Genomic DNA, 14,618 nt, shown 5'->3' with positions numbered 1-14,618 from the left:
ATTAATTAATACTATTTGCCTGTTTTTTGGCTGGCCTTTTTTGTTAAAGCTGTGTCCCGCTTAAGCACTGGCTTCAAGTATTGCCCAGTATAGCTTTCCTTAACTTGTGCTACCTGTTCAGGTGTGCCTGTAGCAACAATTTGACCGCCGCCTTCGCCGCCTTCAGGACCCAAATCAATTAACCAATCAGCATTTTTAATCACGTCAAGATTGTGTTCAATTATTAAAACCGTATTACCTTGATCAACTAATCTTTGTAAAACTTCTAGCAGTCGCTTGATGTCATCAGTATGTAGTCCGGTCGTTGGTTCATCCAGAATATAGAAATTCTTGCCAGTTGACAATTTTTGCAGTTCAGCGGCCAGTTTCATTCTTTGCGCTTCACCACCAGACAAGGTAGTAGCTGACTGTCCGAGCTTGACATAGCCAAGCCCCACATCAACAATTGTTTGCAACTTGCGCGCAATTTTAGGAATATTCTTAAAAAATGAGCAGGCCTCACTGATAGTCATATCCAGCACTTGCGCAATATTTTTCTTACGATAGGAAACTTCTAAAGTTTCAGAATTGTAGCGGCTGCCATGACAAACTTCACAAGGAACATAAACATCCGGTAAGAAGTTCATTTCAATTTTGATAATGCCATCTCCATGACAAGCTTCACAACGTCCACCCTTAACGTTAAATGAAAAACGCGCCTTAGTGTAGCCACGGAGCTTAGCTTCGTTAGTTTGAGCAAATAAAGCTCTGATGTCATCGAAAACGCTGGTATAAGTAGCAGGGTTACTACGAGGCGTACGCCCAATCGGGCTTTGATCAATATCAATAATCTTTTCGATGTTTTGATAACCGCTGATCGTCTTATATTTACCCGGTTTAGTTTGGTTGCGGTTTATTTTTTGGGCTAGAGCCCGCTTTAAAATCATGTTTACCAAAGTTGATTTACCAGAACCGGAGACTCCTGTAACCACAATTAACTTCCCTAAAGGAAACTCAACCTTGAGGTTTTTAAGATTATTCTCGGCTGCACCCGTAACAATGATGTTTTTACCATTACCCTTGCGTCTTTTTAAAGGTACAGGGACAAATTTTTTACCGGCCATGTATTGTCCAGTCAGTGACTTTTCATTCTGTTCAACTTCTGATGGAGTGCCGGCAGCCATAATCTCGCCGCCATAAGTTCCAGCGCCTGGTCCCATGTCAATTAAATAATCAGCTTGCCTCATTGTTTCATCATCGTGTTCAACGACAATTAACGAGTTGCCTAAATCACGCATCCGTTTTAAAGCAGCAATCAACCTGTCATTATCGCGTTGATGCAAACCAATTGAAGGCTCATCTAAAACGTACATTACTCCTGAAAGATTAGAACCAATTTGGGTCGCAAGCCTTATTCTTTGTGCTTCACCACCAGATAAGGTATTAGCTGAACGTGACAATGTCAGGTAGTCTAACCCCACACTATTCAAGAAAGTTAATCTATCACGTACTTCTTTTAAAATCGGCTTAGCAATTATAGTCTCTTGCTCATCTAACTTAATATCAGTGAAAAATTCCAGAGCATGACTAATTGCCAATTCGGACGCTTCAGCGATATCCTTACCGTTTACTCTAACTGCTAATGCTTTACGATTTAACCTTTTGCCATGACAGGTTGAACAAGTGAGTTCGGTCATGTACTTGCCCATTACATCCCGCATAAATTTTGACATGGGATGATAATAACGTCTTTCTACATTTTCCATAGCACCTTCAAAGGGTGCGGTAGTATCATTGACTCCAAAATCACCAGTAACGTGAAACTTAATTTTCCTAGTAGAACCATGCAAAATTGTTTCTCTTTGCTTTTTAGTCAGTTTACTAAATGGCTTATCAAGTGGTATTTTTAAAGCACTACATGCCTGCTCTAGCATTTCCCCGTAATACTTGGAATTCTTCCAGGGTGCAATTGCTCCTTCAGCTAAAGTTTTGCTTTTATCGGGCACTACTAAATCTTCATCAACAGCTAATTTAACACCTAAACCATCACAGTCAGGGCAAGCACCAAATGGTGCATTAAAGGAAAATAGCCTGGGCTCCATCTCTCCCACGGTAAAACCACATTTAGGGCAAGCATAATACTCTGAAAAGCTGATTAAATCGCCGCCAATAACATCAACATTCATGTAGCCATCTGATAGACGTAGAGCAGCTTCTACTGAATCAAAAAGTCGCGAGCGGATACCATCTTTGACGATCAAACGATCAACCACAATGTCGATTGAATGGCGCTTATTTTTTTCTAAATCAAATTTTTCACCAATCTCGTGCATTTCACCATCAACGATGACGCGCACGTAGCCAGCACGTTGTACGCGTTTAAATACTTCTTTGTGCGCACCACGTTTAGACCTGATTACCGGTGCTAAAATTTGAATACGGCTTCTTTCAGGCAATGCCAAAATGCGGTTAACCATTTGTTCTACAGATTGACGTTCAATTAGAGTACCATCATTAGGACACACAGGATGCCCTACTCTCGCCCACAAAAGTCTGAGATAATCGTTTATTTCAGTAACAGTACCAACAGTTGAACGCGGGTTATGGGAAGTAGTTTTTTGATCAATTGAAATTGCAGGATTAAGGCCATCAATCGAATCAACGTCAGGTTTATCCATTTGTCCTAAAAATTGGCGGGCATAACTTGATAAGGACTGAACGTATCTTCTGCGCCCTTCAGCATATAATGTATCAAAGGCTAAAGAACTTTTGCCAGAACCAGATAAACCCGTAATCACAACCAATTTATCCTTAGGGATAGAAAGGTTAATATCTTTTAAATTATGTTCACGTGCACCCCGAATAACAATCTTATCATTTACCATTTAATGCTTTTCCTTTTTTCTTAATTGGGCTTCTAGTTGAACTCTCCAGTTCCATGATTGCATCCCGCAAAGTTGCAGCGCCCTCAAAGTCCAGTTTCTTGGCAGCTTCTTGCATTTGCTTACGTAAGTCTTTAATCATGGTTCTCTTTTGTTTGACAGTTAATTCATCAAAGTTCAAATCAGCGAAGCTATCGCTTTGAACATCTTCATCTGCCACTTTAGTAGCAGAAATGACATCTCTGATTGGCTTAACGATGGTCTTGGGTTTCATACCATGTTCTTCATTAAACTTGATCTGTAATTGACGTCTTCTCTGTGTTGCTTCAATCGCTTGCCGCATCGAATCAGTAACCGTGTCAGCATACATGATCACAGCACCATCAGCGTTTCTGGAAGCGCGACCCATAGTCTGCACTAAAGGTCTGTAAGCACGCAAAAAACCCTCCTTATCAGCATCAAGAATTGCGACCAAAGAAACTTCCGGGACATCAATACCTTCACGTAATAGGTTAATACCAATTAGCACATCGTATTTGCCCATACGCAAATCACGCAATATTTGCATCCGTTCCAGCGTCTTCACGTCAGAGTGCAAATATTGCACTTTAATGCCCAGATCTTTCAAATAATCTGTTAGGTCTTCAGCCATCTTTTTGGTTAAAGTGGTGACAAAGACACGTTCATTTCTTTCAATGCGTTTGTTGATTTCAGCCACTAAATCATCAATTTGCCCCTCAACAGGTTTGACCTCAATTTTAGGGTCAAGCAGACCGGTCGGTCTGATGATTTGCTCAACTTTATGATTTGTCCGTGCTAATTCATAATCTCCTGGAGTTGCTGAAACATATAGAATCTGGTTAACGTGCTTTTCAAATTCAGCCAGTTTCAATGGTCTGTTATCAAGCGCAGAAGGTAAACGGAAACCATAGTCAATTAAAGTTTTTTTCCGATTGCGGTCGCCGTTATACATTGCTCGGATTTCAGGCATAGTGGCATGAGACTCATCAATTAAAATCAAAAAGTCATCAGGAAAGAAGTCTAATAAGGTATAAGGCGGCTCTCCTTCTTTTCTTCCTTCCATATGACGCGAATAGTTCTCGATGCCATTGGTGTAACCAACTTCACCCATCATTTCCATGTCAAAAGTAGTGCGCTGTTTAATACGTTCTGCCTCAAGCAATTTACCTTGACCTTCAAAATTTTTCACTTGAATTTTCATTTCCTGTGAAATAGCTTTAAGAGCACGCCTCATCTGTTCTTCATTGGTCATAAAGTGGGTAGCAGGAAATAATGATATACTTTCTCTTTCACCAATTACTTCTCCTGTTAGTGAGTCCACTTCAACAATTCTATCAATTTCATCCCCGAAAAATTCAATACGATAAGCATGATTAGAATTACCAGCAGGAAAAACTTCTACGACGTCTCCGCGAACGCGAAAACGACCACGTTGAAAGTCAATATCATTGCGATCGTATTGAATATTGACTAAATCGCGCAGCAAGGTATTTCTGTTATATTCCTCACCCTCGTGAACCGTGATTACACTGGCAGCATATTCCTTAGGATCACCTAAACCATAGATACACGAAACAGATGCCACAACAATTACGTCATTACGTTCCATCAAATCGCTGGTAGCTTGGTGACGTAATTGATCAATTTCATCGTTGATAGATGAGTCCTTTTCAATATATGTATCCGATTGGGGCACATACGCTTCCGGCTGATAGTAATCATAGTAGGAAACAAAATAATCGACAGCATTATGCGGAAAGAATTCTTTAAACTCACCATAAAGCTGACCAACCAAAGTTTTATTGTGAGAAATAACTAAAGTAGGTTTATTCAATTTAGCAATAATGTTCGCCATTGTGAAAGTTTTGCCCGTACCGGTTGCACCTTCCAGAATTTGCTCCTTATAGCCTTTTTTAAAGCCAGCAGCCAATTTATTAATAGCCTGTTGCTGATCACCCGCTGGACTGAATTTAGAAACTAGTTCAAATTTACGTTCTTCTTGTCGTTTAATCATCGAAAGACTCCTCGTAGAAAAAGTTGGACAAATAAAGCCCAACTCTTATTTGACGTATTCTATTTTACACTCTCGAACATATTTTCGCACTCTTTTTGTTTTATTTTAACAGTTCTGCCAAAGCATTTTGATAATTCTCAGCTGCTTGGTGTGCAAGCTCAATATTAGGTTTATTGACACCAACATAAGCTTTAATTACTGGCTCTGTGCCAGATGGTCTTAAAGCTAACCAAGTTTCATCAGCCAAAAAGTATTTCAATACATTAGATTTTGGTAGTCCCGTAAGTGGCTTAACCGTACCACCAACAATTTCCTGTTGTTTTAAAAAGTCTTGAATTTTATTGACTTTGACCCCATTTAGCTCTTGCAAATTCTCTGAACGCAATTTAGCCATCAATTCTGCCATTTTCTTTTGTCCGCCAATTCCCGGCATTTCAATCGCCTTGGTAATTTCATAAGAAGTGCCGTATTTTTGCCAGATTTCATTAAGGCCGTCTAATACAGTCATGTTTCTAGCAGCATAATAAGATGCCACTTCCGCAAACATTAAAGCGCCTTGCATTGCATCTTTATCACGTGCAAAAGGTTTGAAAAGATAACCATAGCTTTCTTCAAAACCCATTAAAAACTTACCGTCGTGCATCTTACTCATACGGTCAATTTCTTCACCAATAAATTTAAAACCAGTTAACACCGACTTTGTTCTGATACCAAAATCTTTTGCAATTTTAAGTGGCATACTACTGGAAACAATCGAAGTAATCAGCTCATAATCGGCAGATAATTGCCCCTTATCTTTTAAATTAACCAGCAGATAATAGATCATGAGCGTAGCAATCTGGTTCCCGGTTAAAACTTGAAAGTCGCCATTTTTTGTGCGCACACAGGCACCCATACGATCTGCATCAGGATCAGTAGCAATGATTAGATCAGCATTTTTTTCATTTGCCAGTTTGATGCCAGGATCAAACACATCACGGTATTCTGGATTGGGTTTGATGGTCGTGGGAAATTCCGGATCAATAATTGCTTGGCTGGGAACTGGGATCACATTCGTAAAACCATTTTGTCTAAAAGCCCGATCATATAACATTTTACCTGTCCCATGTAGGGGTGAGTAAATAATCGTTAACTTATGAGCATTTTTTTGTATTAGTTCACTATTAACATTTACAGTTTTTAGTTGCGCTAAATAAACCTCATCAATATCTTCACCAATCAACTGCAAAACTCCTTGCGAGCGCATTCGTGCAACCGATGAAGTCTTAACAGTAAAAATATTGTTGACTTTTTGAGCATAAGCAAAAACGCGACTGGCATCTTCAGGTCCCATCTGGGCACCATCAGGGCCATAGACTTTGTAGCCATTGTATTCTTTGGCATTGTGAGAAGCGGTGATATTAATTCCGGCAGAAGCATGAAGGTATCTCACAGCAAAAGATAATTCAGGCGTCGGTCGTAAATCATCAAATAGATAAACATGAATATTATGTGCACCCAATATTCGTGCCGCATGTTCCGCAAAATCGCGGGAATGATAGCGAGAGTCATAAGCAATGACCACACCATCTTTTTGCGCTTTTGCTCCTTTTTCATTAATTAAACGTGCCAAGCCTTCTGTTACTCGCCCAATGGTATAGATATTAATACGATTAATTCCTGGCTCGAGCCTGCCGCGCATTCCAGCTGTACCAAAATTAATGTCTTGACCAAATGCATCATTAATCCATTTGGGATTTTTACCAAGTTCTTGCAATTGATCTTGTAAATAATCTGGCAGATTGTGCGCCTGCTGCCATTCTTGAAAAGTTTCTTCTGCCTTCATTTCAGCAATGTACCCCTTTTTCTAGCAATAAATTCGTTTACATAAACTCTATTCTAGCATTTATCATTATTGCTATCTGTAAAAATAAAAAAAGAATTCAGTTTTAACTAAATTCTTTTTTTAATCTTTAAATTTTACGATCATTCAGATCCTGTAAATAATTATATGCTTGTTGACCAGCAATACTGCCGTCACCCACAGCATTGGCAATTTGCCGTAAATCCTTCGCACGAACATCACCTAAAGCAAAGATACCGTCAACTTTAGTTCTCATGTGCTCATCAGTAGGAATCCAGCCATTTTCATCTGTTATTCCTAAGTCCTTAAATGGCGCTGTCTGCGGAATAACGCCAACGTAAATAAAGACGCCTCGAACTTTAATATGTTTCTCAGCACCGGTTTCCTTGTCTTTATAAGTTACGCCGGTAACTTTGTCGCCATCGCCGTCAATGGATTGCGTTAACCCGTTCCAAATAAAATTCATCTTAGAGTTGGCAAAAGCCCGTTTTTGTAATGTGGGTTGCGCACGTAATTGGTCCCGCCGATGAATAACCGTGACAGATTTAGCACTCTGAGCCAAATAAATACCTTCTTCAATAGCTGAATCGCCACCGCCAATAACCGCAATATCTTCGTCTCTGAAGAAAGCAGCATCACAAACAGCACAGTACGAAACGCCTTTACCTGAATATTCATCTTCACCTGGCACATTTAAGTGACGATGATCTGCTCCAGTAGCGATAATAAGAGCAGGTGTGCTGTATTCGGCAGTGTCAGTTTTGACTATTTTTTGGTCCCCATCTAGCGTAACTGTTTGAACATCACCATATTCAAACTTTGCGCCAAATTTCATGATTGAATTATACATTTTTTCGCCCAGTTCAGGACCCTTAATCTCACTGAAGCCCGGATAATTATCAATTGCATCCGTATTATTCATTTGTCCGCCATACAAACCTCGATCCAATATCAAAACGGATAAATTAGCCCGAGAAGCATACAAAGCGGCTGTAAGTCCACCGGGGCCTGCTCCAATAATGATTACATCGTATTTTTTAGTCATAATTTCACCTTCAGCACTTTCTTATTTTTCGTAAGTAATATTACAACGATATCGCTCTCAAAGTCTAATTTCCTGTTTAGGACTTCTACCCATCATCTGAGCTATTTCAGAATCAACATCAGCATTTTGGTATAAAACGCGGTATATTGCTTCACTAATTGGCATATCAATCTGTTTTTCTTGGCATAGCTCGTGCACTGCTTTGACAGTAGTTGCGCCTTCAACTACTTGACCCATATTTTGTAAAACATAGTCTAAACTCTTGCCCTCACCCAGTTGCTTACCACAGCGCCAATTACGTGAATTAACCGAAGTACAAGTAACAATCAAATCACCTATACCTGAAAGACCACTAAACGTCATAGGATCAGCTCCGAAATAATTCACACCCAAACGGGTAATTTCAGCTAAACCTCTCGTCATAAGCGCAGCTTTAGCATCATCTCCATAATGCTTACCTACCAGAATACCGGCCGCAATTGCAATTACGTTCTTAACAGCTCCCGCAACTTCAACACCTATCAGATCATTATTAGTATATAAACGGAAATAGTCATTTGAAAATAATTCCTGAACTTTTTGAGCGTTTTCCATACTCGTTGAAGCACAAGAGATTGCGGTTAAATCTTTTTGCGCTACACTCTCGGCATGGCTTGGTCCGGAAATCGCTACAATCTTGTCTTCATCATTGGGATAAATTTCCTCAGTCAAAATTTCAGAAATTAACTTTTTAGAACCCGGTTCAATTCCTTTGGTAGCAGTTACTATAAGTGGTTTATCTTTCCTTTGTGCTAGAATTTTACTTACATTTTGGGCAACGCTACGAATTGCTTGAGTAGGAAGAACAAATAAAATAATTTCTGCTCCACTTAAAGCTTCATTCAAATCACCCGTTGCTGTAGCGGTCTCATTTACATGCCAATTTTTCATGTAATGTTCATTCGTATGACTTTCATTAATTTCCTGATTAACTTTTTCATTATTACCATACAGTACAATGTCATAGCCTTTATCAGCCAGCATAGAGCCCAACACTGTGCCCCAAGAACCTGCTCCTAAAACTGCAATTTTTGTCATTCGTTAACTCTCTTTCAACTAATACTAATATTTAATCTCGATTATAGGGATATTTTAGGCCACTGCCATCAAGATACCATTTGGGTTTAACAACTTTTCTGCGATAAATAAACAATCCGATGACAATCACCAGCAGTATCAAGCTAAGAAGCTGTGAAACTCTGATTGATCCCCAAAGATACAAACTATCCGTTCTCATACCTTCTACAAAGAAACGAACAACGGAATACCAAGCTAGATAAAGCATAAAAATTTCACCTTGTTTAAACAAATGGTTTCTATGCCTTAGAACCAAAATTAATATCAAACCAATTAAGTTAAAAAATGATTCATATAAAAAGGTTGGCTGGTAATAGACCCCATTAATTTTCATTTGACTAATAATAAAATTCGGTAAATGTAAACTTTGGAGAAAACCCAAAGTTGTAGGACCGCCGTGGGCTTCCTGATTAATAAAATTACCCCAACGACCCAAAATTTGGGCAGCCATTACTCCTGGAGTAATGATATCAAGCATCAAAAATGGCGGCAGCATCTTTTTGTAGCAAAAAATTAATAGAACCACTAAGCCGGCAAGTAAACCGCCATAGATCGCAATGCCCCCATTCCAAATAGCAATTATTTGGTCTGGATGCTGCGCATAATATTGCCATTCAAAAATAACATAATAAATTCGTGCACCAACATAGCCCAAGGGGACAGCCCACAAGAGCAAATCGACAAAATCGTCACTTTCGATCTGCCTTTTTCGTCCTTCAATAATTGCCATTGACACGGCTAAAATAATAGCCAGCGCCATAATGACGCCATACCATTTGACACTTAAATTTCCTAGGTTAAAGGCTACGGGATTGATTGTCAATGTCATTTATTACTTTCCTTTTTTGAATCATTTTCAGAATTTTTCTTAATTAATTTGGTTAAATTGTTGTCAAATGTCCTAGTCGCGTTGTAACCACTTCTTTTTGCCCGAAAATTCATTGTGGCAATTTCAATAATATCTTCCATGTTACGGCCGACTTTTACAGGGATTGTAATTTGAGGTACTTCAACGTTGCAAATATCACGTTTACTTTCCTCAAAACCTAAACGGTCATAATTTGCTTGATTGTCCCAATTAACTAGTTTGATCACCAGCTGGATACTTTCACGATTTTTAACCGCACCAACTCCGAATAAATCCATAACATCAATGATCCCAATACCGCGAATTTCCATTAAATGCTTTAATATTGCCGGAGCTTCACCCATGACTGTTTCAACGTCTTTTTGGTAGACATCAACCCGGTCATCGGCAATTAAACGGTGGCCACGATGTATCAAGCCCAGTGCCGTTTCAGACTTACCCACACCGGAATCACCTGTTAACAAAACGCCCATACCTTTAACTTCAATTAAAACCCCATGAATTGTATCTCGCACAGCCAGTCTTTCTCTTAAATATTCAGTCAAAATACTGGAAACATAAGTAGTTGACTCAGGTGAAGACAAGATAGGAATTTTAGCTTCCTCAGCAGCTTGCGCCAATTCTGGTGGTACTCGCAATGAACGGGAAACAAAGAAACACGGTGTCTCAGGTGTGCAAAGTTTATTAAACACTTGGACCAAACTATCATGATCTAATCTGGCGGCATAAGAAATTTCAGTTCTTCCAAGTAACTGAATACGCTGGCGCGGATAAAAATCAAAGTAGCCTGTCAACTCTAATCCGGGTCTATAAATATCAGATACTACAATTTCTTTATCTTGAATATATTGTTTTCCTTGCACAACGTGGACAATTTTATTATCACGAATTAGATTTTTTAGTTTAACTGCGTTTGTCATCTTAAAATGCCCCTTTTTTTACTTGTCGACATCTTTAGTTTTAGCATCCCGTACTTTTTTACGTTTTGGTCGGGGTTCTTTATTTTCACCCCAATTATGCCATTGATCAAAATTAGAATTAGCACTCATATTGTCATCATCTTTTTTAGTAAAATGATTGATCAACCAAATGATACCGATAATTACTAAAGCTGCCGGCAATATCATAAAGAACATGTGAAATAGTGCGAAAATGAAACTTAAAATCACCACAGCTAGAAAAACTAAACCAACAATTCCCCAAAAACTCATTTAATCACCTACTCTGGATTCTCCTGGCTCAGAAGCCATTGCAAATATGAATAAACAAATGGTTGCAGCTTGCCATCCATTACACCACTTGTATCTGAGGTTTCATAGCCTGTACGTAAATCTTTAACCAAATTGTAAGGATGAAAAACATAAGAACGAATTTGGGAACCCCAACCAATTTCTTTTTGATCACCTTTAAGCGCCTGCTTATGCTGACGCTTTTTTTCTTCTTCCAAGTGAAACAGCTTTGCTCTCAGTTCATTCATGGCGGTTTCACGGTTCTGCAGTTGTGAGCGCTGAGCTTGTGATGTGGTCACAAAGCCTGTGGGCAAGTGGGTAATTCTTACAGCACTTGAAGTCTTGTTAATGTGCTGGCCCCCAGCACCACTAGAACGGTAAACATCAATCCGTAAATCCTTGGGATTGATATCAACTTTAATACTATCATCAATTTCTGGAATAACTTCTACCGATGCAAAGGATGTATGCCTTCTTTTAGCAGAATCAAATGGTGAAATTCTTACTAAGCGGTGGACACCATTTTCAGACTTCATTAAGCCATACGCATTCTTACCACTAACTTTAGCGCTGACGCTTTTAAGGCCTGCTTCTTCGCCAGGTTCATAATTATTTATTTCAAACTTAAAACCGCAAATATCCGCATAGCGCTGATACATTCTTAACAGCATTTGTCCCCAGTCCATCGCTTCAGTGCCACCAGCACCTGGGTGAATTTCGATCAAGGCATTATGACTATCATACTTGCCCGACAAGAGCAAATCTAATTCGTAATTGTGAAATTCAGATTGTAATTTTTGCAAATCAGTTTCTACCTCATCTTGCAAATCTTTATCTGGTTCTTCACGCAGTAATTCAACTGCTGTTATTTCATTTTGATAGTCAGTCTGCAATTTAATAAAAGAATCGCGTTTTTCCTTTAATAAATTGGTTGCGCTAATTAAACTTTGCGCTTTTTCTTGATCATCCCAAAACGATGGTTCCTGCATTTTATTTTCATTTACAATGATATTTTCATTAATAGAATCTAAGTCAAAGAGACCCCCTAAAGCGATCTAATCGCTTTTTTAAATTATCTAAATCATTTTGAATTTCGCTTAATTCCATTAGTTGCATAAACTCCTTTATCCCATAAATTTTCAGTAAAAAAGAGAAAGCAGCTGCTTTCTCTTCCATCTTAATTATTAACGACTAAGATTTTGTCTAATTTCAGCTTTCATAAATAAGCGAGTTACGTCAAACTCAATATTTGAAATCATTTCTTCAAACATGTTGTAGCCTGAATCCTGATATTCAACCAGTGGATTCAACTGACCATATCCCCGTAAACTAATTGATTGGCGCAATTGATCCATAGCATCTATATGATCAGTCCAGCGGTCGTCTACGACTCGTAAAATAACTACTTTTTCAAACTCAAGCATGTCTGAAGGATCAGCTAAAATTTCTTCTTTTTCTTCATAATTTGCTTCAACAATATCATACAGTTTCTGTTTCAAATCAGGAACCGTTATTGTCTTGAAGTCAATTGCATCAGTTTCTTCTTCATTGGTCAAACTGGATGAGATGAAGTCCCGTAAGGAATCAAGTCGCCATTTACTGCGATCGCCCTGTGTAAACATATCCACTTGGCTATTGATAGTGCGGCGAATCATCGGAATTAGTACATCTTTAAGAGACTTCTCTTCTCCAATAACCTGCATCCGTTCACCGTAAATAATTTCACGTTGAATACGCATAACATCATCGTATTGCAGTGTTTGTTTACGAGTATCATAGTTATTTCCTTCAACCCGTTTTTGCGCTGATTCAACTTGCCTTGTAATTAAGCGGCTCTCGATTACCTTATCATCATCGTTATCAGACAAACGGTCAAGGAAGTCTTTAACTCTGTCGCCACCGAAACGTTTCATCAGATCATCTTCAAGTGAAAGGTAAAAACGTGTAACGCCGGGATCACCCTGACGACCAGACCGACCACGCAATTGATTATCAATTCTACGTGATTCATGACGCTCAGTACCAATAACTGAAAGTCCCCCTAATTCTTTGACACCAGGCCCCAATTTGATGTCAGTACCACGACCAGCCATGTTTGTGGCAATAGTAACCGCACCACGTTGTCCCGCATTCATAATAATTTGAGCTTCTTTAGCGTGATTTTTAGCATTTAAAACAGCGTGTGGAATTCCTTCTTTGTCCAGCAATTTACTTAGTCTTTCAGAGCTTTCAACCGCAACGGTACCAACTAGAACTGGTTGACCATTACTATGACGTTCCTTAATTTCATTAACGACTGCCGCAAATTTCGATGACAGAGTCGGGTAAAGAATATCAGGATTATCCTTTCTAATTAGTGGACGGTTAGTTGGGATAGTAATTACCTGCATATTGTAAATTTCACGGAATTCTTCTTCTTCAGTTTTAGCAGTACCGGTCATTCCCGCCAGCTTTTTGTACATTCTAAAGAAGTTCTGGTAAGTAATTGTGGCTTGCGTCTTAGATTCTTCCTGAATTTTTACACCTTCTTTAGCTTCAATAGCCTGATGCAATCCGTCAGAATAACGCCGACCCTGCATCACACGCCCAGTGAAAGAATCAACGATTAAGACTTCGCCATCTTGGACCACATAATCAATATCTTTGAGCATAATATAATTTGCGCGCAAAGCCTGATCAATATGGTGAACCAATTTTTGATTTTCAACATCGTAAAGATTTTTAAGGCCGAAATGGTCACAGGCTTTTTGAATACCTGTCCTAGTTAAAGAAATGGTTTTAGTTGGCCAGTCAATTTTATAGTCACCATAATCTTTATCATCATCTGCATCATCGTCACTCTTATCTTCTTGAAGAGTTTTAACAAAACGATCAGCACGGATGTAATCACCGTTTGCCTGTTCAGCTTCACCTGAAATAATTAATGGCGTTCTGGCTTCATCAATCAAAATTGAGTCGACCTCATCGATGATAGCATAGTTAAGTTCACGTTGAACCATTTGTTCTTTGTAAACAACCATATTGTCACGCAAATAATCAAAGCCGAGTTCAGAGTTGGTGGAATAAGTTACATCACAGCTATAGGCTTCTCTTTTTTCATCAGGTGACATGGCATTCAAGTTAAGACCAACAGTTAAACCGAGCCACTTATATAGTTGACCCATTTCCTCAGCATCACGACTCGATAAGTATTCGTTGACGGTAACAACGTGAACGCCCTTGCCAGTTAAGGCATTTAAATACACAGGCATAGTCGCAGTTAACGTCTTACCTTCACCGGTCATCATTTCGGCAATGTTACCATAGTGTAAGGCAATACCACCTAGCACTTGAACGTGAAAAGGATATAACCCTAATACTCGTTTAGCACCTTCTCGAGCAACTGCAAAAGCCTCTGGCAAAAGTGAATCTAAGCTCTCACCGTTTTGCAAACGGTCACGAAATTCAGGTGTTTTTGCCTGTAATTCCTCATCTGAAAGTTTGCCATACTCTTCAGCATGACTTTCCACTTTACTAGCAATTTTTTCAAATTTTTTCAGTTCTCTTTTATCATTATTGTATAGTTTCTTTAAAATGTTTACCATTTAATCGATCCTTATATGTAGTTAAAGTATAAAAACA

General features: G+C 38.9%; 10 protein-coding genes. All 10 read right to left on the bottom strand.

What is annotated here, in order from left to right; all coding sequences use genetic code 11:
• Nucleotides 1–11: 11 nt before the first annotated feature.
• On the bottom strand, nt 12–2,864 hold the full coding sequence (gene uvrA, locus LACWKB8_RS03240) for an excinuclease ABC subunit UvrA (RefSeq protein ID WP_038521920.1): 2,853 nt from the start codon (nt 2,862–2,864) through the stop codon (nt 12–14).
• The gene (gene uvrB / locus LACWKB8_RS03235; protein WP_038521917.1) at nt 2,854–4,896 is read right to left on the bottom strand and encodes an excinuclease ABC subunit UvrB; all 2,043 of its coding nucleotides are present in this window, start codon (nt 4,894–4,896) and stop codon (nt 2,854–2,856) included. The genes uvrA and uvrB overlap by 11 nt, the downstream gene beginning before the upstream one ends.
• A gap of 100 nt (nt 4,897–4,996) precedes the next feature.
• The gene (locus LACWKB8_RS03230; RefSeq protein WP_038521914.1) at nt 4,997–6,721 is read right to left on the bottom strand and encodes a phospho-sugar mutase; all 1,725 of its coding nucleotides are present in this window, start codon (nt 6,719–6,721) and stop codon (nt 4,997–4,999) included.
• A gap of 127 nt (nt 6,722–6,848) precedes the next feature.
• A complete protein-coding gene (trxB, locus tag LACWKB8_RS03225) occupies nt 6,849–7,784 on the bottom strand; it encodes a thioredoxin-disulfide reductase (RefSeq protein ID WP_038521912.1) in 936 nt (311 codons plus the stop codon).
• A 57-nt stretch (nt 7,785–7,841) separates the two neighbouring features.
• Nucleotides 7,842–8,861: an NAD(P)H-dependent glycerol-3-phosphate dehydrogenase gene (locus LACWKB8_RS03220; RefSeq protein WP_038521909.1), complete on the bottom strand. Its 1,020-nt coding sequence runs from the start codon at nt 8,859–8,861 to the stop codon at nt 7,842–7,844.
• Nucleotides 8,862–8,892: 31 nt separating this feature from the next.
• Nucleotides 8,893–9,729 (bottom strand): prolipoprotein diacylglyceryl transferase, encoded by an 837-nt coding sequence (gene lgt / locus LACWKB8_RS03215; protein ID WP_038521906.1) that lies wholly within the window; start codon nt 9,727–9,729, stop codon nt 8,893–8,895.
• Nucleotides 9,726–10,688 carry an HPr(Ser) kinase/phosphatase gene (hprK, locus tag LACWKB8_RS03210; protein WP_038521903.1) on the bottom strand — a complete coding sequence of 321 codons (963 nt, stop codon included), beginning with the start codon at nt 10,686–10,688 and terminating at the stop codon, nt 9,726–9,728. The genes lgt and hprK overlap by 4 nt, the downstream gene beginning before the upstream one ends.
• An 18-nt stretch (nt 10,689–10,706) precedes the next feature.
• On the bottom strand, nt 10,707–10,979 hold the full coding sequence (locus LACWKB8_RS03205; protein ID WP_038521901.1) for a hypothetical protein: 273 nt from the start codon (nt 10,977–10,979) through the stop codon (nt 10,707–10,709).
• Nucleotides 10,980–10,987: 8 nt separating this feature from the next.
• A protein-coding gene (prfB, locus tag LACWKB8_RS03200; RefSeq protein ID WP_109918189.1) for a peptide chain release factor 2 occupies nt 10,988–12,104 on the bottom strand; the annotation gives its coding sequence in 2 pieces (ribosomal slippage) (nt 10,988–12,031 and nt 12,033–12,104; 1,116 coding nt in all).
• A gap of 77 nt (nt 12,105–12,181) precedes the next feature.
• Nucleotides 12,182–14,581 carry a preprotein translocase subunit SecA gene (gene secA / locus LACWKB8_RS03195; protein WP_038521895.1) on the bottom strand — a complete coding sequence of 800 codons (2,400 nt, stop codon included), beginning with the start codon at nt 14,579–14,581 and terminating at the stop codon, nt 12,182–12,184.
• Between the last annotated feature and the right edge of the window lie 37 nt (nt 14,582–14,618).

The organism is Lactobacillus sp. wkB8 (assembly GCF_000761135.1).
Lineage (GTDB): Bacteria > Bacillota > Bacilli > Lactobacillales > Lactobacillaceae > Lactobacillus > Lactobacillus helsingborgensis.
This window is presented reverse-complemented; position numbering and strand designations above follow the sequence as displayed.